This window comes from Arthrobacter sp. Y3223065 (assembly GCF_059090885.1).
This window is the reverse complement of the sequence record NZ_JBNHGC010000003.1, coordinates 598897-618690: the sequence shown is the minus strand read 5'-3', so window position 1 is coordinate 618690 and position 19794 is coordinate 598897. Positions and strand designations below refer to the sequence as shown.

Annotated in this window: 18 protein-coding genes and 1 tRNA gene; 7 read left to right on the top strand and 12 right to left on the bottom strand. The window is 66.3% G+C overall.

Annotated features, from left to right (window positions below):
* Positions 1-26 precede the first annotated feature (26 nt).
* Genes AC5RUK_RS11480 through AC5RUK_RS11455 form a run of 6 tightly spaced genes read right to left on the bottom strand, consistent with a single transcriptional unit; the run spans position 27 to position 7414 of the window.
* Positions 27-1796 (bottom strand): protein kinase domain-containing protein, encoded by a 1770-nt coding sequence (locus AC5RUK_RS11480; RefSeq protein ID WP_494152235.1) that lies wholly within the window; start codon positions 1794-1796, stop codon positions 27-29.
* Positions 1793-3241: a peptidoglycan D,D-transpeptidase FtsI family protein gene (locus tag AC5RUK_RS11475; RefSeq protein ID WP_493988408.1), complete on the bottom strand. Its 1449-nt coding sequence runs from the start codon at positions 3239-3241 to the stop codon at positions 1793-1795. The genes AC5RUK_RS11480 and AC5RUK_RS11475 overlap by 4 nt, the downstream gene beginning before the upstream one ends.
* On the bottom strand, positions 3238-4659 hold the full coding sequence (locus AC5RUK_RS11470; RefSeq protein WP_493988409.1) for an FtsW/RodA/SpoVE family cell cycle protein: 1422 nt from the start codon (positions 4657-4659) through the stop codon (positions 3238-3240). The genes AC5RUK_RS11475 and AC5RUK_RS11470 overlap by 4 nt, the downstream gene beginning before the upstream one ends.
* A 3-nt stretch (positions 4660-4662) precedes the next feature.
* Entirely contained in the window at positions 4663-6198 is a 1536-nt protein-coding gene (locus tag AC5RUK_RS11465; protein ID WP_494152234.1) for a PP2C family protein-serine/threonine phosphatase, read from the bottom strand.
* Positions 6199-6200: 2 nt separating this feature from the next.
* The gene (locus AC5RUK_RS11460; protein ID WP_493988411.1) at positions 6201-6677 is read right to left on the bottom strand and encodes an FHA domain-containing protein FhaB/FipA; all 477 of its coding nucleotides are present in this window, start codon (positions 6675-6677) and stop codon (positions 6201-6203) included.
* Positions 6677-7414 carry an FHA domain-containing protein gene (locus tag AC5RUK_RS11455; protein WP_493988412.1) on the bottom strand — a complete coding sequence of 246 codons (738 nt, stop codon included), beginning with the start codon at positions 7412-7414 and terminating at the stop codon, positions 6677-6679. Before AC5RUK_RS11455 ends, AC5RUK_RS11460 begins: the two co-directional genes overlap by 1 nt.
* Before the next feature lie 361 nt (positions 7415-7775).
* Between AC5RUK_RS11455 and AC5RUK_RS11450 the strand changes: the two genes are divergently transcribed.
* A tRNA-Leu gene (locus AC5RUK_RS11450) sits at positions 7776-7858 on the top strand.
* Positions 7859-8023: 165 nt separating this feature from the next.
* Here AC5RUK_RS11450 and AC5RUK_RS11445 read toward each other — a convergent pair.
* Entirely contained in the window at positions 8024-8374 is a 351-nt protein-coding gene (locus AC5RUK_RS11445; RefSeq protein WP_493988896.1) for a DUF5997 family protein, read from the bottom strand.
* Between the two features lie 60 nt (positions 8375-8434).
* On the opposite strand from AC5RUK_RS11445, the gene AC5RUK_RS11440 reads away from it, so the two are divergent.
* The 3 genes from AC5RUK_RS11440 to AC5RUK_RS11430 are packed head-to-tail and all read left to right on the top strand — an operon-like array spanning position 8435 to position 10916.
* Positions 8435-9244 (top strand): LysR family substrate-binding domain-containing protein, encoded by an 810-nt coding sequence (locus AC5RUK_RS11440; RefSeq protein ID WP_493988413.1) that lies wholly within the window; start codon positions 8435-8437, stop codon positions 9242-9244.
* 50 nt (positions 9245-9294) lie between these two features.
* On the top strand, positions 9295-10074 hold the full coding sequence (locus AC5RUK_RS11435) for an inositol monophosphatase family protein (protein ID WP_494106998.1): 780 nt from the start codon (positions 9295-9297) through the stop codon (positions 10072-10074).
* A gap of 44 nt (positions 10075-10118) precedes the next feature.
* Complete coding sequence (locus tag AC5RUK_RS11430) at positions 10119-10916, top strand: enoyl-CoA hydratase/isomerase family protein (protein ID WP_494106997.1); 798 nt, start codon at positions 10119-10121, stop codon at positions 10914-10916.
* Positions 10917-10939: 23 nt separating this feature from the next.
* Here AC5RUK_RS11430 and AC5RUK_RS11425 read toward each other — a convergent pair whose 3' ends face one another.
* Together AC5RUK_RS11425 and AC5RUK_RS11420 are read right to left on the bottom strand one after the other, a co-directional pair.
* Positions 10940-11167, bottom strand: coding sequence for a hypothetical protein (locus tag AC5RUK_RS11425; protein WP_494106996.1), 228 nt, complete (start codon positions 11165-11167; stop codon positions 10940-10942).
* Positions 11168-11231: 64 nt separating this feature from the next.
* Positions 11232-12920: a nuclease-related domain-containing DEAD/DEAH box helicase gene (locus tag AC5RUK_RS11420; RefSeq protein WP_494152233.1), complete on the bottom strand. Its 1689-nt coding sequence runs from the start codon at positions 12918-12920 to the stop codon at positions 11232-11234.
* Between the two features lie 226 nt (positions 12921-13146).
* Here AC5RUK_RS11420 and AC5RUK_RS11415 point away from each other — a divergent pair, with 226 nt between their 5' ends.
* Complete coding sequence (locus AC5RUK_RS11415) at positions 13147-13731, top strand: SRPBCC family protein (RefSeq protein ID WP_494152232.1); 585 nt, start codon at positions 13147-13149, stop codon at positions 13729-13731.
* Between the two features lie 41 nt (positions 13732-13772).
* Here the strand turns inward: AC5RUK_RS11415 and pstS are convergent, their stop codons facing one another.
* Positions 13773-14888, bottom strand: a complete 1116-nt coding sequence (gene pstS, locus AC5RUK_RS11410) for a phosphate ABC transporter substrate-binding protein PstS (protein ID WP_493988419.1) — start codon at positions 14886-14888, stop codon at positions 13773-13775.
* Positions 14889-14929: 41 nt separating this feature from the next.
* Positions 14930-16435: an FAD-dependent oxidoreductase gene (locus AC5RUK_RS11405; RefSeq protein ID WP_494152231.1), complete on the bottom strand. Its 1506-nt coding sequence runs from the start codon at positions 16433-16435 to the stop codon at positions 14930-14932.
* Positions 16436-16558: 123 nt separating this feature from the next.
* Here AC5RUK_RS11405 and AC5RUK_RS11400 point away from each other — a divergent pair, with 123 nt between their 5' ends.
* Entirely contained in the window at positions 16559-17125 is a 567-nt protein-coding gene (locus tag AC5RUK_RS11400) for a cysteine hydrolase family protein (RefSeq protein WP_494106992.1), read from the top strand.
* A gap of 13 nt (positions 17126-17138) precedes the next feature.
* On the opposite strand, the gene AC5RUK_RS11395 is transcribed toward AC5RUK_RS11400, so the two are convergent.
* Positions 17139-17729, bottom strand: coding sequence for a TetR/AcrR family transcriptional regulator (locus AC5RUK_RS11395; protein ID WP_494152230.1), 591 nt, complete (start codon positions 17727-17729; stop codon positions 17139-17141).
* A gap of 361 nt (positions 17730-18090) precedes the next feature.
* Between AC5RUK_RS11395 and AC5RUK_RS11390 the strand changes: the two genes are divergently transcribed.
* On the top strand, positions 18091-19707 hold the full coding sequence (locus AC5RUK_RS11390; RefSeq protein WP_494106990.1) for an MFS transporter: 1617 nt from the start codon (positions 18091-18093) through the stop codon (positions 19705-19707).
* Positions 19708-19794: the final 87 nt, after the last annotated feature.

The window sequence follows — 19794 nt, the reverse complement described above, 5'->3', positions numbered from 1 at the left end:
CTTCCATCAAACCGGCCATGATCCGGTCACGGTTTACCGCCGCGCGTGTCGGGAGCGGAGGTCGGCAGGCCCTTGGCATCGGGGGAGCCCGTCTCCGTCGGCGCCGGGGTTTCTTCTTCCGGACCGCTGGAGACCACGTAGCTGACCGCGGACCCGGGCGGGACGTCGCCGCCGGAGGGCGAGAGGCTGAGCACGGTGCCGGCCTCTTCATCGCTCGGCTGTTCGCCGGACTTCTGCGGAACCAAGCCCACGTCGCTCAAGGCTTTTTGTACCTGCTGCTCGGATTGGCCCACCAATCCGTTGGGAATGGTGACCGTTCCAGGGCCTGTGGAATATACGACGGTGATCCTTTCGCCCTCGGGAACGGTGCCGGTCGGGGCGATATCGATGACCGTGTTTTCCGCTGCTTCGTTCTCGACTGGTTGCGGAACCACTTGGTAGCCCATGTTTTCGAGCTCGGACCGGACCTCGCTAAACGGCCGGCCCAGGAATGCATTGGCTGACAGCTGGTGGCTTTCCACCGTCGGCGTTTGGGTCGGTGGTTCCTCGGTCTCGTCTTCGGTTGGCGCGGCGGAGGTGGTCTTCGGCGCCGACCGTGTTGTCGAGCTGGAGGCTGCCGGCGACGACTCCGTGCCGCCGGTGGGGGTCAGCATGGGCAGCAGGATCGCGCCGGCCACGGCGAACAGAATCAGCAGGATCAAGCCGACCAACGGCCAGGTCCAGGGACTCCGTTTCTTCTGCTGGCGGCGCGGTGTTTCGTCGGGCTCGTCGCTGTCCAGATCCTGGTCGGTCCAGTTCCGTTCGGCGCCAAGGCTCGCTGCTTCTGCGTCGTCGACGGCAGGCAGCTGGGATGTCCCGGCGCTGACGGCGCGGGTCGGAGCCGTTCCGGCGGCGGGGACCGGAGCAGTCATCAAACCGGTGCTGTCGTCGCCTCCGAACAGCAGCATGCCCGGGACAGCTGCTTCGGCGGCCCGGATGTTGCCGGCACGGATGGCGTCGGCCGCCTCCGCAAGCTTTTCCGCGTTGGCCGGCCGGTCGGCCGGGTCCTTGGCCAGCATGGACATCAGCAGTGCGCGGACCGGCCGCGGCAGGGACTCGGGCAACGGCGGGGGAGTGTCGTTGACCTGGGCCAAGGCAATGGCGATCTGCGACTCACCGGAGAACGGCCGGGAACCGGAGAGGCATTCGTAGCCGATCACGCCGAGCGAATAGATGTCGCTCTGTCCGGTGGCAGTCTGTCCCGTCGCCTGCTCCGGCGCCAGATACTGGGCGGTGCCCATGACCTGGCCGGTTGCGGTCAGCGGAACCTGGTCGGCCAGCCGCGCAATGCCGAAGTCGGTGATCTTGACCCGGCCCTCAGGCGTGATCAGCAGGTTTCCGGGCTTGACGTCGCGGTGTACCAGGCCCTGGGCGTGGGCGACGGCAAGCGCCTTGGCCGTCTGGGTGATGATGGACAGCGTCCGGTCGGGTGAGAGCACGCGCTCGCGCTCGATGATGGCCGAGAGCGGATGGCCGGGCACGAGCTCCATCACCAGATAGGCGGATCCGGCCTCTTCGCCATAATCAAAGACATTGGCAATACCGGTGTGGTTCAGCAGCGCGGTGTGCCGGGCCTCGGCTCGGAAGCGGTTGAGGAAGCCCGGGTCGCCCGTGTACTCCTCCTTGAGGACCTTGATGGCGACGATGCGGCCCAGGACCTGGTCCTGCGCCTTCCAGACCTCACCCATGCCGCCGATAGCGATACGTTCAGTGAGCTGGTACCTGCCGCCTAAGGTGATACCCGAGGTAGGTCTCACTTATTTAACACCGCCTCTAGGAGTTGCCGAGCACTTGGACTTGATAGTGAAGAACCGGTAGTCACATCGACGTCCTCGAAGACGACTGATACGACGGCCTGGGGGTCATCCGCCGGCGCAAATCCGGTGAACCACGAGTTGTTTCCTTCTTCGCCGGCCAGCAGTTCTGCCGTCCCGGTCTTGCCGGCCACCTCGACGCCCGGAATTGCGGCCCCGCCGCCGATGCCCCGGCTGACCACATTGACCATCCAGTCCTGGATCAGCTGCGCGTTGTCTGCGGAAAGCGAACGCTGCAGTTCTTGGGGCTCGGGGCTGTCCATGACGCGCAGGTCCGGCGCGCGCACCGTGCGCACGAGGTTCGGCTTCATCAGCACGCCGTCGTTGGCGATGGCACTGGTCGTCATGGCCACCTGCAGGGGGGTCACGCGGACGTCGTACTGGCCGATGGCCGACTGGGCGAGCAGGTCATCGCTCATGCCGGTCGGGAACTGGCTCGCGGTGACATGGGTCGGGATCTGGTAGGACTCGCCGTATCCGAACTTGGCGGCCTGCTCTGCGATGGCGTCTTCGCCCAAATCCATGGCGATCTGCGCGAAGGGCGTATTGCAGGATTGCTCCAGGGCGAAGGAAAAGTCGGCGGTGGTCCGGGCTGCACAGCCGCCATTGAGGTAGTTGGGCAGCTCAACGTTAGTGCCGGGAAGCGGCAGGGACGGGGGGTTGTCGAGCTTGCTGTCGGCGTCGTACTGGCCCGACTCCAAGGCGGCAGCGGCTACGACCAGCTTGAACACGGAGCCCGGCGCCAGCAGGCTCTCGGTCGCCGGGTTGGTGAACGGAGACAGGCCCGGCACCTTCTCCAACTCAGCCATGTTCTGCGTGACCTCTTCGGTGTTGTGCCCCGCCAGCGCGTTCGGATCGAAGCTGGGCTTGGAGACCATCGCAAGGATGTTGCCGGTGTCCGGCTCCATCACCACGATCGAGCCCTTCACGCCGTCGGGAATCAGGTCCCAGGCCAGCTGCTGCAGCTCGGGGTCCAAGGTCAGCTCCACGGAGGCGCCCTCGACCTGGCCGCCGGAGAACATCTGCACGATCTGTTCATAGAAGAACTCGTCGCCGGAACCGGAGAGCTGATCGTTCATCGCCGACTCCATCTGCGTGGAGCCGTACACCAGCGAGTAGAAACCGGTGATCGGCGCATAGAGCGCGGGTTCGTTGTAGACGCGCTGGTAGGCGAACTCATCGTCCGAGGGAACCGACTCGGCGATCGGATCGCCGCCCACGAGGATGGCGCCCCGGTTTTTGTCGAAGTCCTTGTAAATGGTCCGGCTGTTCCAGGGGTTGGCATTAAGGTTTTCGGCCTCGAAGAACTGCACGACCGTGAGCGAGCCAAACAGCAGCGCGAACATCGCGATCGCGACGATCCAAGTATTGCGGATGGCTTGGTTCATGGCTGGATCACCTCCGTGGATCCGGTGTTCCGTCCTTCGGTCTGGTTGCGGCGCGCCGGCCGGACCCCACCCGGAGGACGTCGGCCGGCGGCCGGTCCAGTCAGGGCAGGGCGGCGTGCCGCGTCGGAAATCAGCAGCAGCAGGGCGACGATCAGCCAGTTGGCCAGCAGCGAAGAGCCGCCGGCGGCCAGGAACGGTGTGGTCAGGCCGGTCAGCGGGATCAGGCGGGTGACGCCCCCGATCACCACGAAGCACTGCAGCGCCAAGGTGAACGAGAGCCCCGTCGCCAGGAGCTTGCCGAAGGCATCCCGGCTTCCCAGCGCCGCACGGATGCCACGGCTGACCAAGAGGATGTAGAGCATCACGATGGCGCTGAGCCCGATGAGCCCCAACTCCTCGCCGAGTGCGGCAATGATCATGTCGCTGTTCGCATAGGTCACCAGGTCAGGCCGGCCTTGCCCGAGTCCCGTGCCGGTGAGCGCGCCGCTGGCCAGCCCGAACAGCCCCTGGACGATCTGGTGGCTGCCGCCGATCCGGTTGTAGACCTCGGGGTCGAACGCGTTGATCCAGCCGTCAATACGTGCGGTGACGTGCGGGAACAGCTGGAAGGCCACGACACCGCCCACCGCAATCATGAGCAGGCCGATCAGGACCCAGCTGACGCGGCTGGTGGCCACATAGATCATGGCCATGAACAGGCCAAAGAACAGGATCGAGGAGCCCAAATCCCGCTGGAAGACCAGGACGCCAATGCTGACCAGCCAGGCCACCAGCATGGGGCCCATGTCCTGCCAGCGGGGCAGCTGCAGCGGGCCGATCTTCTTGCCCGCGAGGAGGATGAGGTCGCGGTTCGTGGATAAATACCCAGCGAAGAATATAGCGAGGGTGATTTTCGCGATTTCGCCCGGCTGGAAGGTGGCGAACCCCAGGTTCACCCAGATCCGGGCACCGTTGATTTCCATCCCGACGAACGGCAGCAGCGGCAGGACGAGCAGGATGGCGCTGGTGATCAGCGATATATAGGTGAAGCGACGCAGGACGCGGTGGTCGCGCAGCAGCCAGATAACGGCGACCACGACGGCGATGGCGACGCCGGTCCACAGGAGCTGGCGTCCCGCGGCGGTGTCGTTGTTGGCGATGTCCAGGCGGTGGATCATCGCCAGCCCTAAGCCATTCAGGGCGGTCACGATTGGAAGTATTACCGGATCGGCATATTTGGCGCGCAAGCGCAGGACCACGTGCACCACGAGGACCAGCACCACCAAGGTGCCGCCCTGGGTGAAGAAGTCGCTGTCGAAGGCCCGGTCCTGGTCGAGCCCTACCAGCATGTTGGCTCCGATGCCGACAATCAAAGCCAGCACGAGCAGGAGCAGTTCGGTGTTGCGCCGGGAACGGGGCACTGTCTGGATGTTACTCATGGCTTATCCATCTACACATTCCGGTGGCACGGTCGGTTGGGGACTGGCCAGCGGTCCCGGAGTCGCCCCCGGCGAACCGCTGGGCCGGTCGGTCGGCACCGCACTGTGGCTGGGTTCGGGTGTCGGGCAGTTCCGCTGGCTGCTGATCCGCAACTGTTCCACGATCTCCTCGGCGTGCCCCAGGTCCCGTGCTGAGATGCTCGAATCCAGCCGCTGCTGTTGGTAGGCGGGCAGGCTGTCCAGCGGGATGTTGTAAACCGTGTCCACATGTGAAAGCGCTATCGGCCCGAAGTTCTGTGAGACGCCGTTGAAGATGGCCACCCGTCCGTCGGCCGAGGCAACGAAATACTGCGTCTGCGTCCACAGGTAGCCGAACCACATGACCGCTACCAGCAGCAACGACATGACGGTCAGGAATGCCGGGATCAGCCAGGGCTTGCGGGCCGGCACGGGGGTCTCTGCGTCGGGCGTTTCCGGTTCCTCCGGAGCCTTGTGGGTCAGCATTGCGGCCGCACGGCGCTTGTTGGAGTGGGCCGTGACGATTGGAATCTGTCCGGTTTCGGTGGCCAGTGCCGCGGCACCCACCAACACATGCGGACGGGTCTCCAGCTCCCGGCGGATGGCGTCGGCGCGGATTGCCTCGTGCGGTTGCAGCTGTTCGTCGGCGGCGGCCGTCCCCGCTGCGGCCCCCTCGGGAGAGGCTCCGGCGGCGGGTGTCGGCACCGGGACAGGGGAGGCGACGCCGTCGTGCTTCAGGGCTGATGCCTTCGGCCGTTCCGCGGCGAGGCCAAAGGAGGCGGTATCGGTTTCCTCGGGGGCCGCTTCGGCGACTTCGACCATCACGATGGTCACGTTGTCCGGGGAACCGCCGTCAAGCGTGAGGTCCACCAGTTCATTGACGGCGTCCTGCAGGGTGGGCGCGTTACGCACCACCGACTCCACCACACTGTCCGGCACTACGGCGTTGAGTCCATCGGAGCAGAGCAGCCACTTCTCCCCCGGCTCGGCCTGATGGCTGGCCAGGTCGAGTTCGGGACTGGCATCGACGTCGCCCAACACGCGCATCAGCACGTTGCGGTGCGGGTGGATCTCGGCCTCCGCGGGAAGGAGCCGGCCTTCGTCGATGAGCCGCTGGACGAAAGTGTGGTCGACGCTGACCTGCTCGAAGGTGCCGTTTTTCAGCCGGTAGGCACGGGAATCGCCGATATGGGCGAATTCGAGCTTGTCGTCATGCAGCAGCAGGGCCGTGACGGTCGTGCCCATGCCCGCCAACTTGGGACTGGTCTGCACCAGTTCCGAAAGAATGGAATTGGCGGTCTGGATTTCGTCCGCCAGCACATTGGCCGGATCCTGATGGCCCGGGCGGTCCAGATGGACCAGGTCCAGCACCGTGGACGCCGACGCCACGTCACCGCCGGCATGGCCGCCCATGCCGTCGGCCACGACGGCGAGATAGCGCCCGGCGTAGGCGGAATCGTCGTTTTTGGACCGCGCCTTACCCACGTCAGACCGCGCTGCATAGCGCAGAACCAGAGCCACCGTCAGGGCCTCAACTCAATGACCGTCTTGCCGATCCGAATGGGAACGCCGGGGTCAACGGGCAGCGCCCGCGTCAGCTGGTTCTCGGCCAGGTAGGTGCCGTTGGTGGAGCCGAGGTCTTCGATGAACCAGCGGCTGCCCTGCGGAAAGAGCCGGGCGTGCCGGCCGGAGGCATAATCGTCCTCCAGCACCAGCGTGGCTTCCTGGGCCCGGCCCAACAGGATGGGACTCGCGGCCAGTTCCAATGACTGCCCTGCCAGCGGCCCTTCGGTGACCACCAGGCGGCGCGGAGCCACCCTGGGAGCCGGAGCGTCCGCCAGTTCGGGATTCTTGCGGACTTCGCGCGCGGTGGGGGAGCCGGTGCGGCTGCGCTTGCCGATCTGCAGGTCCCGCCGCAGGGCGGAGACGATGCTGATGATCATGATCCAGAGCAGGATCAGGAAACCGAACCGCAGCGCGGTGACGACAAGCTCGCCCATTAGGCCCCGCCGCCCCGTGTCGGCAGCAGGCGGAAGGTAATGCGGGTGCGGCCCATCGTGATGACGGAGCCGTCGGTGAGGTCAATCTGGCCGTTGATCTTTTGGCCGTTGACATAGCTGCCGTTGGTGGAGCCGAGATCCACGGCCACAGCCGAGCCGCCTTCGGTGCGGATCTCCAGATGGCGCCGCGAGACTCCGGTGTCGTCCACCATGATGTCGGCTTCAGAGGAGCGTCCGAGCACGATGGAAGGCGCGTTGAGCGAGTAGCGCTGCCCGTTGATTTCCAGCACGGGCGTCAGCAGGGTGGGCTGGCGCGACGGCGCCGCGGGGGCGCTGCGTTGCGCGGGCTGCTGGTGGTGGCTGTCGGATTTCACCACGGTGGCGTGGACTTCGAAATCGCCGCCCTTTAGTTCGCCGTCCTTGGTGAAGGAAACGCGGACCGGACCCTGCAGCGTGTACTTCTGGCTGTTGACGTGGCGGATGACCACGTCGCACAGTTCTTCGGCCAGGGTGGCGCCCCATTGTTCTGCCATGGCGTAGTCGGAATCGCCCAGCCTGACGTCGAAGACGTTGGGAGCCAGCGTGCGGCCCTGGGCCAAGGTGATGGAACCGTTGTCCAGTTCGCGGCGCAGTCGGCTTGCAATCTCCACCGGCTGCACCTGGCCTTTGCCGCCGACGGAGAAGGCGCCGCGGACCATCTTCTCGATGCCGCGCTCCATACTGTCCAGAATGCCCATCGGGCCGCCTCCTCCCAGAGTTGTGGTCAGGTGTGCCCCGCTGCGACAGCGGACAGGGCACACCTGTCTGGCGATTCTTCCCTTCGATACTACTTGGGCGTGTCCCAAAAGGCCCTATTCAGCAACGATGGCCGCGGGCGCGGCGGCGCCACCGTGTGGTGAACCTCACCGCCATGAAAGCACGACGGCGGCGCGTGGCGCCCGCTGCGCAGGCCCTCCGATCCCCGTCAACGTGCGGTAACTCGGGTGCCGACGCCCCGATTGGGAATTTGGGACTGTTTCACGCTACTATTGATCTCGCTGTTCTTGAGGAAAGCGAACCGGGAAATCGGTTGGCTGACCACGAGGGCAGGCGAACTGCGCGCGAGTGGCGGAACGGCAGACGCGCTGGCTTCAGGTGCCAGTGTCCGAAAGGGCGTGGGGGTTCAAATCCCCCCTCGCGCACGCAGAGCAAGAGCCCCGGTCTTCGGATCGGGGCTCTTGCCGTTAACGCGTAAGCCCCGGCCCTTCATCGAAGGCGGGCGCTACTTCAAAGGCGGGACGACGGCCGGTTGACGTCCCGCCGGCCGGTAGGCGCTGCCCGGACCGGCAGTGGCCAGCGCCGGCGGATCAGCCTTGTTTGCCGGCTGCCTTCACGCGCTGCTCTTCGGCGCGCACGGCGGCAAACGAGGCGCGTTCTGCCACCAGCCATTCCGGCGGATCCTGCAGCAGGGCGGTGATCTCCGCCGTCGTCAGCGGTTCGGTGATGCCGCCGCGGGCCAGGCCGGAGATGGAGACGTTGAGTTTACGGGCTACCTCCGGCCGCGGATGCGGACCGTTGCGGCGCAGGTCGGCAAGCCATTCCGGCGGATCCGACTGCAGCTGGTTAAACTCCTCGCGCGAGATCAGGCTGTCCTGGAACTCCTGCGGGGCCGCGGGCAGGTAGATGCCCAGTTTCTTGGCGGCCGTGGCCGGTTTCATGGATTGTGCCGATTTCGCGCTCATAAGCCCAGCCTAGCCGCCCTGCGCTACGGTGATGAAGTGCAGGATGCAGACCAGGAGCCGACGACCACGGCCCAATTGGCCGGACTGAAGGTCGGCTACGTCCCGGGCGTGACACCGGGGAAGTGGACCCGCCGGTGGGCGGAGCGGCTGCCCGACGTCCCGCTGACCGCCTTCCAGTGCGGCGAGGAGGAGCAGACAGCCATCCTGCGCGACGGCCGGGCCGACCTGAGCTTCGTGCGGCTGCCGGTGGACCGGGAGGGGCTGAGCGTGATCCCGCTCTACACGGAACTGCCCGTGGTGGTCGCGCCGAAGGAACACGATGTTGCCCTCTACGACGACGAAGTCCCTTACCAAGAGATCGCGCACGAGAACTTCCTGGACCCCGGACAGACGGGCGGCGCCAAGACCGGTATCGAGGTCGTGGCGTCCGGGGCGGGGCTGATGATCCTGCCGATGTCCGTGGCCCGGCTCTACAACCGCAAGGATGTGGTGTACCGAACGGTCACCGACCACCCCGAAACGCAGATCGGCCTCGCATGGCTCACCGACCGGACCGAGGCCGCCATCGAGGAATTCATTGGGATTGTCCGTGGCCGCACGGCGCGCAGTTCGCGCCAGCCCTCGGTGCAGGAACAACAGGGCAAGGGCAAGGGCCGCAAGAACCCGGCCAAGAACGACGGCGGAGCCTCCGGCGCGGGGAAGGGCACCGCTGCGGGAAAGGGCTCCGGATCGGGGCGGGCTCCGGGAACCGGCAAGGGCGCGGGCAAACCGTCCGGCCAGGGTAAAGGCAGGCCAGGCGGCGGCCGCACACCCAAGGGCCGCGGGCCGCGGCGCGGCCGCCGGTAGCAACTGCACCTGCATGCCGTGTTCCCTGCGGCGTTGGCTAGGCTTCAGATATGACCGTGAGCAGCCCTGACCACCTGGACGATACCGAACTCGCGGCCTGGCTGGTGCGCGCCGCAGGAACGCTGGCCAACGGAATGCGGTCGGGGGTGACCACGTTCGAGGAGAAGACCAGCATCTCCGACGTCGTCACCGCTGCAGACCACGCCGCGGAGAAACTGGTCGTGGACACGCTGCGGCAGCTGCGGCCGGAGGACGCGATCCTGGGCGAGGAAGGCTCCAGCCACGAGGGAACCTCCGGCCGGACCTGGGTCATCGATCCGGTGGACGGCACTTACAACTTCTTCACCGGCGGGCACTACTGGTGCTCCGCGCTGGCGCTGACGGATGACGCCGGAGCCCGGCTGGGGGCGGTCTACCACCCCGCCGAGGACGTCCTGTGGATCGGCGGACGGGACCTGCCCACGACCCGGAACGGCCTGCGCGTGGGCGAAATCGCCAGCGCTCCCTTGGCGGCCAGCTGCGCCGCGGCGTACCTGCACCACACGTACTTGCGCGATGAAGCCGCGGGCGAGCCGTACTTGCGCACTCTGCTGGGTTCGGCCACGTACCGTACCTGGGGATCGGCGTCGTGTGAGCTGGCGGCAACCTCCGCCGGAATTTTCGGCGTCTGGTACCAGCAAGGGCTGCCGGACTGGGACTGGCTTCCGGGCAAGACCCTGGTCGAAGCGGCAGGCGGTTCCACCGCTGTCCTGGAGGTCGGTGGCTACCGCTGGTCGGTGGCCGGGGGACACCAGCAGGTGGCGGACGTGGTCGCCCTGCTGAGGGGATGACCACGTCCCGTTCTGCGCGTGCCCTTCCGTGGCATAGTGGGGCTGTGGAAAAGACCTATGAAACGATCCAGCTCGAATGCCTCGGCGAATTGGCCACCGTCGTCATCAACCGCCCCGAGTCGCTCAACTCATTGAACACGCAGGTAGTGGCGGACCTGGCACAGTTCGTCGCGGACATCCGCTCGCCGGAGGGCGGGGAAGTTCGCAGCGTCCTGATCACCGGTGCCGGCGGTAAGGCCTTCGCCGCCGGCGCAGACATCCGCGAACTGGCCTCCATGGGACCGGCGGAAGCAGAAGCACACAGTGCAGCCATGCAGGACCTGACGCGGCTGCTGGAGACCCTGGACCTTCCCGTCATCGCCTGCGTCAACGGGTTTGCGCTGGGCGGAGGCCTGGAACTGGCGCTGGCCTGCGACTTCATCTATGCCACGGCCAACGCGAAGTTCGGCCTGCCGGAAGTCGGACTGGGCCTCATTCCTGGCTTCGGCGGGACAGTCCGGCTGCCGCAGCGGGTTGGCCCCGGAATGGCCAGGGAACTGATTTTCACGGGCCGCAGCATCGGCGCCGAGGAAGCCCTGCGGCTCGGACTGGTCAACGCCGTCTTCCCCAGCAAGGACGACATGCTCGACGCCGCCGCCGCCACCTGCCGGGAGATCGCCGCGAAGTCTCCCGCCGCCGTCGCGAATGCGAAGCGTACGGTCGATGCGGCCCTGGGCCGTCCCACCGCTGACGGGTTGCAGGTGGAGCGCAGGGCTTTCGGGCAAGCCTTCACGACTGTTGACTCGCGGATCGGCCGGGATGCCTTCCTGGCCAAGGAGGCGCCCGCCTTCACCGGGCACTGAAGGCGGGCGCGGGCAGGGGTTGATCAGCGACGGCGGCGCCATGCCGGATCGTACTGGGTGGCCAGCCGCGCCAAGGTCAGTCCCGCCAGCAGCAGGCCGACGTCACGGCGCGCCACGTGGTAGAACCCTGACAGCGTCAGCAGGTTGACGATGATGCCCGCCAGCCAGAGGGAAACAATGTAGGCGCCGTAGCGGGGCTTGAGCCAGACGATCATGCCGGCGGCTATTTCCACCACGCCAACGATCAGCATGGCGGTGTGGGCGCTGAAGGGCAGCAGGTTAACGATCCAGGGCGCTCCCGGTGCTGCTTGAAAGTCAATGGCCTTGCTGTTGCTGCTCCGGATCCCAAGGTTCTGTCTGGGTCAATCTCTTGGCCAGGGCAGGGCCGCCAACGCCGGCGATGACCGACCGTTCGCCGACGATGACCAGCAGGCTGCGCGCGCGGGAGAACCCGGAATAGAGCATCTCGCGCGCCCGCTCCGGATCGCCGAAGCCGTTGACTGCCAGTACCACCACCGAGCGTTCGAGTCCCTTGAAGCCAAGCACGTTGCCGTAGAACACGTCGTCGTCGTCAAAAAAGGCGTCCCAGTATCCGTGCCAGCCCAGTGCATCCACCGCCTGCTGATGGGCCGGATGCTTGCGCTTTGTGGTCAGCAGCGCAACCTGCTGCGGGGCCCAGCCTTCACGCTCGAGCAGCTGGGCAACCGCATCGTCGGCCCGCGGGATGACGGTTCCGGCCGTCGCCTCCACCAGCCGGATGCGTGGGCCGGAGAGGCCCCGCGGAATCGCCAGTTCGGTGGACAGCGCGCCGCAGAGTGCCGCGATCTGTTTGGTATTCCGAAGGTTTTCATTCAGTACGAGGGGAGGCGCTTCAATCGGCGGCCGGCCGTCGCGGCCGAAAAGGCGCTGGTCTTCGTCCATGAACACATACAGGCCCCCGGCGGCAGGTTCCTTCAGGCACTCCCGGACGGCCTCCCACCACAACGCACCAAAATCTTGGCCCTCGTCCACGACGATCGCGTCGAAGAGTTCGTGGACCGGCTGGTTCTTGGCCAGCCGTTTGAGCGTCCGGGGGAGGTAGTGCTCGTAGTACTGGTTGGTGAGCAACCGGGGGTCCAGCGGATGGTGCGCGGCCCAGCGGACCGGCAGGTCATAGAACATGCCCACGTGTGCCGGGCGTTCGGCCGGCTTCCACCCGGCGGTCTCGTTTTCGAAGTACCGGGCCAGGCCGCGGCTGGAGCACAGCAGCGCCACCCGCTTTCCGTCGCGGGCCAACCGCCGGGCTTGTTCCAACGCAAGCCAGGTCTTGCCGGTGCCTGCGCCGCCGATCACGCGTGCCCGCGGCTGGTCCTTCAGGACATCAAGGATCGCCGATTGGTCCCGGGTCATCTGCTCGGCGCGGCTTTCGTGCTCGGCCGCCGCGGAGAGGGCACCATCGTCCGGCCGGGGGCGCGTCAGCCATGCCAGGATGCGGTCGGCGATGTCCGGCGCGGTGTCGCCGTCCCCGTCGCCGCAAAAGTTGATGGCTTCCCGGACGGTGTCGTCCGGATACTTCAGGTCCTGGCTGCCGATCACCATGGAACGCCTGAGGCCGGGGATGTCCCAGTGCCGCGGCAGCCAGGTATCCGGAAAGGCCAGCAGATGGGCGAAGCGGACCTTCCGGCTAAGCCCTAAGTGTGAGCCGAGGTAGCGCTGGAGCATGTGCCGGGCGTCCTGGACGTGGACCAAGGGGTCTTTGATGCGGCGCTGCCGGCCGTTCCCGGACTGGAACCACTGGCCCGCGTCGTAGCTGATCTGCCCCCCTTTGACCTCGATGGCCGCGATGCCGACGCCGGGCCAGACAACCAGCAGGTCGATCCGACGGGCGGTGCCGTTTTCGACGATGTTGACCGAATGCAGCAGGGCGGCGGACGGCGGCAGCGTACGCTTCAGCGCCTCCCAAACCTGCCGTTCGGCAGGCTGGTCCCGGCCGAACTCAGGCTGTTCCGGAAAACAGCGCGGCATACCGCCCCCTCAACATCAACGCAGTGGTTTACCACACAGACTACCCAATGCGGGTCATCGGCCCTTTCGCCCCGGAACGCCGGGGCCGTTGCAGCACTCCCTCGCGTGCCGTGTCGGTGTGGCCATTCATTGCCGCGCCACGGGCCGTTCTGTAGCGTTAATGCCAAGTGGCAACCCTGAACGCGGGGGCCTGCGCCGCCGTTCCCCGGGTGGAATGAGGATGATCATGGCAACCATAGAAGAAACGGTCGAGATCGCCCTGCCCGCTCAAAAGGTTTATGACGAGTGGCTGCGCTTCGAATACTTTCCCTCCTTCATGCACGGCGTGAAGTCCGTAATCCGGACGTCCGACACGACGCACCATTGGGTCACGAAAGTCGGCGGCGTGCAGCGCGAATTCGATACGGCCGTGACCGAGGATGAGCCCGGACAGCGGATCGTGTGGAGGAGCGAAGGCGGTGTCAGGCACAGCGGCACCGTGACGTTTGGAAGAATCGACGCCGACACAACGTCAATGCACGTTCACATCGATTGGGAGCCAAGTTCCCTGCTGGAGAAGGCCGGTTCCGGGCTGGGATCGGACCACCGGGAGGTGCGCAACGAGTTGTGGCGCTTCAAGACCTTCGTCGAGTCCGGAGGATCGGAAGTGCACGAGCCGGGCAACCAGCAGTTTTACGGCGGAACCTTTGCCGGCGGATTTCCTCCGGAAGCCTCGGCCCAGCCGGACATACCGCGCAACGAGGATGCCAACGCCTACAACCGGGAACCGGACGTCCAGGAGCCGGAGGACCGGGCGGGTTCGGGCAGCTAGTCGGCCGCGTGGCGTGGCGCCGCTCCGGCTTGCGGCCGCCGTCAGGAACGGGCGCTGATCCGCTCCACGGAATCAACGGCGCGCCCTGACAGCTCCTCGGACAGCGGCGCGCTCTTGGCGGAGTCCGCCGCGTCGTTCTGGCCTTCGGGGCTCAGGACATACTGCGCAAACGCCTTGACCAGGTCAACCTTCTCCTGGTCCTCGTACGTGGTGCAGTAGATGTGGTAGGAGACCAACATCAGCGGATAGGCGCCGGGGGCAGTAGTCGTCCGGTCCAATTCCAGGGCCAGATCGTACTCCGGCCGCCCCTCGACGGGTTTTGCTTCGTCCAGCGCCTTGGCTGCCGCTTCTGCGCTCACCGGAACATAGTCCTCGCCGACCTTGAGGTTGACCTTGCCCAGGGGAGCCCCGACGGCGGAATCGTCTGCATAGGTCACGGCGCCTTCCGTGCCGGCCACCATGCTCACAACGCCCGTAGTGCCCTGCGCGTTCTCGCCGGCGTATTCTCCGGGCCAGGTGTCGCTGGGCTCGGGCGTCCAGACATCGGGGACCACGGCGTGCAGGTACTCGGTGAAGGTCTCCGTGGTGCCGGAGTCCTCCGAGCGGTTGACGGGAGTGATCGCAAGATCGGGCAGCTCGATGTCAGGATTGTGCTCCGCGATGGCGGGGTCATCCCACGACTGGATCTCGCCTTGGAAAATTTTGGCAATGGTTTCGGCGTCCAGATTCAGTTCGGTGATGCCCGGAAGATTGAACGCCACGGTGATGGGCGAGATGTAGGCCGGGACGTTGAAGCCGCCGTCCGGGCCGCAGACCTTGCGCGACCGTTCCACTTCTTCGTCGTCCAAGTACGCGTCCGAGCCGGCGAACTCAACGGCACCGGCCAGGAAAGCGGTGCGGCCCGCGCCGGAGCCGTCCGGCGAGTACTGGACCTGCGCGTCGGAGTGGAGCAAGCCGAAGCCAGCCACCCAGGCGTCCATCGCCGCGTTCTGGGACGATGCTCCGGCACCTGTCAGGGTGCCGGACAGGGAGGAGCCCTGCCGGGCGGCGGCTTCCTGGGCCGGACCCAGCGGGTAGTCGGATCCGCAGGCGGCCAGGGACAGGGACATCAGGGCGGCGGTACCAAGGGCGGCCGCGCGGCGTTTCAACTCAGGCATCCGCACTAGCCTACCCGTGCGGCGGCGTCAGTCCCAAGGGGCTACCTCCCGTCGAGGTCCTTGACGGCGGGGCCTTCCAGTACCTTTCCGTCCGCGCTGAAGCGGGACCCGTGCAACGGGCAGTCCCAGCTGCCTTCGGCGTCGTTCCAGGACAGCACGCCGTCCAGATGCGTGCATACCGCGCTGACCCGGTGCGTGGCGGAGTTCATGGTACAAATGCCCACCGGTCGCGAATTTTCCCGCACCACCGTGCCCTGGCCCTCCGGCGGTGCGGCGTGGGTGGTGCGGGTCAGCCCGCCCAGCCATCCGGACAGCAATTCCAAACCGACGGACAAATTGGTGCCGGCGGTGCTGGCGGCGTCCCGGCCGGAGATGCGTGACTTATAGAGATCCTTGGCCCAATGATTGTCGCCGCCCAGGATGGAGGCCGACAGCGCCAGTGCCGCCGCCACGCCGTTGGTCATACCCCACTTGTTGAATCCGGTGGCCACCATGATGCGCTTTTCCCCGGGCAGGATCGGACCCACATAGGGCACCGCACCGGCCGGTTCATAGTCCTGCGCCGACCAGGTATGCGTAGGCTGGGCACCCGGAAAGTGCTGTTGGGCCCAGCGGAGCAGGTCATCGACCAGGCCCCGGGTATGGCTGTGGCGGCCGACGACGTGGCCATTGCCGCCGGCCAGCAAGACCTCCCGGTCGCCGTGGCGGGCGGTCCGCAGCGAGCGGGTCGGCGCGTCAATGGACAGGTACATCCCGGACGGGATCCGCCCGGGGACGGTGAAGGCGGCGGCGTAGGAGCGCATGGGCTTGAGCACGCTGAAATGTCCACCCCGGTTAAGCATGGGCGTGCCGGTGGCCAGCACGAGAATTCCGGTCTGAACGTCGCCCAGCCCCGTGCGCACGGTGATGTTTCGCGGCCCCGCCCCGGCACCGCCGTCTTCCGCGCGGCCGACGCCCGTGACCCGCATGCCCTCAAAGACCAGGCCTCCGCGGCTGCGCAGTTCTGCGACCAGCGCGGCCAGCAGGTGCATCGGATGGATCTGGGCCTGATCGGCCAGCCGCAGCATCCCGGTGACCTCGAACGGCAGCTCGCCGGCGCCGGAGACGGTTTCGACCGGCAGGCCGGCGGATTCGCTGGCGCGCTGCTCCGCCGCGAGATCCTCGGCGCCCTGGGCGGTGGTGGCGTAGGTGAACGCATCACGCCGGTCGTATTCCACCCGGTGTTCGTCGCAGTACCGCAGGATCCACGCCTGGGATTCCTGCTGGGCGGCAACATAGGCGGCGGCTGTGCCGGAATCGTGATGGTTCGCGATGCGCGACAGTTGGCTGCCCTGCAGCAGGGATACCTTGGCGGTCGTATTGCCGGTGGTGGCGGCCCCGACGGACCGGGCCTCCAGCACGGCAACCCGGTGTCCGGCCCTCGCGAGCAGCACTGCAGTGGTTAGACCGGTGAGCCCGGCTCCGGCCACCACCGAGTCGAACCCGGTTTGGCCGGAGTACGCGTCAACGGGAACTTTTTGAGCGGTATCGAGCCAGAGTGAATGCATGATGCTGTCCTTTCGGCCGGTGGTAGTACACACCACACCCTGCCCCTGCTGGCGCGTCAAGACCCAAAGTGCGGGTGCACCTGACAGGATGGAAGCAACGACGACCGGCGGAAGGCGGAGGGCATGAAAACTGCGGTGCTGATGATCGACTTGCAGAACGCGTACTTCGAGGACCCTGCCTTGGCCAAGCGGCAGGAAGCCGTGGTGGAGTCAGCCAATCTGTTGATCAGGACCGCGACGGCGGCGCAGGTGCCGGTGCTGCTTGTTTACACCCAACACCGCAGGGACCGCTCAACCTGGACCCTCAGCATGCTCGACGATGACCAGGGATTTCTGTTCGAAGGGACCGAGCAGGCCGAATTCCTGCCCGGGCTGCAGACCGAGGGCCTGGAGCGCATTCTCAAGACACGCGACAGCGCGTTTTTTGGTACGGACCTGGCCCAGCGGCTGCGGGACGCCGGGGTGGAACGCCTGGTCCTCGCCGGCGTGGCGACCCACAACTGCGTGGCGCAGACGGCAGCAGATGCTTTCGCCCACAACTTCCGCGTGGTCTTCGCCAAGGACATGATCGCCTCGACCAATGAGGACTATGCCGGCTCCATGCTGCAGATCCTCAGCGATGAGTACCGCCAGCCCGTGCTGGGCCGCGGGGCGCTGGCCGAATTGCTGGCGGGCGCGCGCCAAGGCTGAACCTGCTGCAGGCTCACCCTTCCGAAAGCAGGTGGCACCAGGAATCCGTCAATGTTTCCAGGCACACGTCGCGATCCATGATCCAGCCCGTGCGGATCCACCGCTGCGAGAGGTATTCCAGCTGGCCGAAGGCGAGGACGCAGCGGACCTGCCGGCTGGCCGGGTCGAACCGCCCCGACCGATCCAGCCCGGACGTCATGTCCGCGGCCACATCACGGAACCAGTCCTCCATCACCTTCGCGACCTCAGGCTCGACCGGGGCCGCCTGATAGACGGCATGCAGGTAGGGGCGCGTTGCTTCCCACTGGTCGAATTTCCGACTGATCCAGGTGCGGACCAAGTCCCGGGTACCCAGTTCCACCACGGTCGATAGGGCCGGGTCGTCCACGCTGGTGAGGATGGAGTCGACGGTCTTCACCACGTCGCCCATCAGCTGTGCCTTCGACGCGAAGTGCAGGTAGAAGGTGGTCCTCGTGGTGCCGGCCCGGGCGGCAATGTCGTCGATAGTGGTGGCCGCGTAGCCCTTGGCTTCAAAGAGCTCCAGGCCGGTGTCCAAGAGAAGTTGCCTGGTCTGCTGTTTCTGAGCCTCGCGGAGTGTTGCCATGCCACACAGAATAGCCGGTGGCCGTGCCCCCTTCGGACCACGCCGAGCTGCCCTGCGGATTTCCGCCGCACCGCTGCCCTCATCCGGAGCCGTTTTGCGGATTTTGCACACAGGCCGCTGAGACGACACAACAGGTTGTCACTTGACACTGTGTATTCCGAATCAATACTGTTAGCCCCATCACGGTAATCCTGTCGCGTGCGTCACAGCGGGACGCGAATAGGCGGGGACTCTGCGGCAGGGCTTCGTCGAACAACCTTCTGCTACCAGTGCGGACGGATGCGACTGCCACGACGAGGCCCTGGACCGCCAAGCACCACCCGTTCACCACATCGCTCACACCATGACAAGGAAGTTTCATATGAGCCAGAACCAGGGGACCCACACGCCATCGCCGCAGGCCTATCCACCGCCCCAGGCACCGCCAGTGGAAGTCGCGCCCGCGCGTACCAAGGGCACTATGGTCGCTGCCTCGTTGGCTGTCATGGTGGCGCAGATCGCCAATGCGCTGCCCGGCGCGCTTAACGGCGAATTCCAGCTCACCTTTAACACGTTCGGTTCCCAGCTCACCTGGATCACCGCCGCGTTCATGATTCCGGTGGTGGTTTTCGAGCTGACCTTCGGCGTGCTCGGCGACAAGTACGGCCACCGCAAGCTCGTCGTGGGCGGCGCAGTGCTGGTCATGATCGGTTCGTTGATCTGTGCCATTTCCCCAACGGTCCAGGCCATGTGGATAGGCTCGGCCATTAACGGGTTGGGTGCGGGTGCGATTTTCCCCGCATCGCTGGCGTTGGTCGCGTCGGTGGCGCGCTCCATGCAGGAGCGGGTGCGGGGCATCGCCATCTGGGCGGGCTTCCTCTCCGCAGGTTCCGCCCTGTCGCCACTACTGGGCGGCGTGTTTGCCGGCTTCGGCTGGTGGCGCGGCGCCTACGCGGTGGTGGTGTTGGCGGCCCTCGCCGCGCTGCTGCTGACCGCTCTGCGCTCCGCCGAGGCCAAGGTGGCCCGGGAGCGCAGGCTGGATATCTGGGGCCAGATCACCTTCGCACTTGGCCTGATCCTGGTTCTCTTTGGGCTGGTGCAGGGTCCCGAGGACGGCTGGACCAGCACCCATGTGATGGCCGCCCTCGCCTCCGGGGCAGTGCTGCTGGCGATCTTTGTGGTCATCGAACTGCGCGTCGATTCCCCGCTGCTTGAGCTGAGGCTGTTCCTGAACCGCCAGTTCGCCATCGCGTCGATCGTAGCCGTGGTCGGCATGTTCGCTTTCCTCGGCGCCTGCTTCTCCACGAGCATGTGGCTGGGTCCGGTCCAGCACCAGAACCCGCTGTACCTCGGCCTGCTGTTCCTGCTGCTGCAGGGGCCGGCATTCGTGTTGATCCCCGTGCTGTCACGGCTGCAGAACCGCGTCTCGTCCCGCTGGCTGATGACCTTCGGATTCCTGGCCATGGCTGCCGGCGCAATGATCAACTCCAACGCCGATGTCACCAGTCGCGACGTGACCACTTTCATCCTGCCGTCCCTGCTGGTCGGACTTGGTTTCGCCTTCACGCTGAGCCCGATGACCGCCATTGCCGTGAACTCGGTGCCGCGTGAGATGACCGGCATGGCCAGCGCCACCACCAACCTGCTGCGCGACCTCGGCTTCGCGCTCGGACCGGTTCTGGTGGGTGCCATTGCCCTCTCCACCGCCGGCGGAAAGCTCATGACCTCCCTGCAAACGTCCGGTTTGGCTCCCGACCAGCTGGGTCCGGCGATGGGCATTGCGGAAGCGGGCGGTCCGATCGCGCTCAACAGCATCCCCGAGGGCGTTCCCGGATCGGGCGGTAGCCAGTTCGCCCTCGAGGCCTTGGGCAGTGGATTCACGCAGGCCTTCCTCGTGGTTGCCATCGCGGCCCTGGCAGCGGCGTTGCTCAGCTTTTTCGGGTTGCACGGCGTCAAGGAAACCGAACCGGACGCAGGGGCCCCGGAAACGGCCTCCTAGCACCGCCGACGCGGAGTACGACCGAAACGCAGGAAGCCGGCCATCCCGTGCGGGATGACCGGCTTCCTCTATGGTGCAGGCGGGAGC